The following is a 914-nucleotide window of genomic DNA, read 5'->3' as shown; positions in this document are numbered from 1 at the left end:
TACATCAAAGTCAAAGATACCCCCTAAGCGTTTGCACACGCTCAGACATATCTTTTATTTGCTGCACTAGCGGGTTTACTTCCAACATCTATTGACTCACATTCCTTAAAACTGAAAAAAGCGAAATAACACACTTAATAAAGCGCGCCATTCTACCGCTAAGCTAAAACCGCTCCAACCAATTTTTCATTTCTTTCGCAGTTTCCGGCCAGCTTGGCTCTAATAAAATCTCATGCAACGCCTTTGGAACGATTTTTCTTTGCTTATTAGTCATCTCTAAACGATCAAATAAGTGTTCACTCACCCAGGGCTCAACGAGTTCATCGCCTTCTCCGTGCCATATAGCGATGGGCGTTTTGATTTGCGAAGCCTGCTTGCGTAGCTTAGTAACTGCCGATAAATACTCTGTAAACCAACGTGCACTAACCTTACCGTGATTAAATGGGTCTGTGGCATAAGCGGCAACAACCTCGGGATCAGAACACACCACACTTGCTTCTATGGGATGAGCAAGACTGAGTCTAGGTAGAAAGAAACTCATTGTATTGCCAATAACACGCGTAAACCACGGGACAGCAATTGAAACATCAGCCGCTGGCCCACTTAAGGCTACACCACTGAATCGGCCAGGATACTCTAACAAGTGGTGCAAACTAATCATTCCACCCATCGAATGACCAAGTAAATATTGCTTTTCTTCCATGACTGTAGAACGCAGTGTTTCCAAGTCTTGCGCGTAGTCACTCCAACGCCTTACATGCCCGCGCTTACCTTCAGACTGACCATGCCCTCGATGATCTAGCGCATAGACTGCGTATCCCTGGGAAACAAACCACTCAGCAATGCACTGATAACGCCCCGCATGTTCACTCCAGCCATGCGAAATAACAATCGCAGCTTTAGCATTTTGATTA

Annotated in this window: 1 protein-coding gene; it reads right to left on the bottom strand. The window is 45.2% G+C overall.

All coding sequences use genetic code 11. The features are described 5' to 3' along the window. Positions 1 to 163 precede the first annotated feature (163 nt). Positions 164 to 914, bottom strand: a 751-nt coding sequence (locus tag A3766_RS01345; RefSeq protein ID WP_068641511.1) for an alpha/beta hydrolase, incomplete at its 5' end; no start/stop codon positions are given.

This window comes from Oleiphilus sp. HI0132, from assembly GCF_001635845.1.
This window is presented reverse-complemented; position numbering and strand designations above follow the sequence as displayed.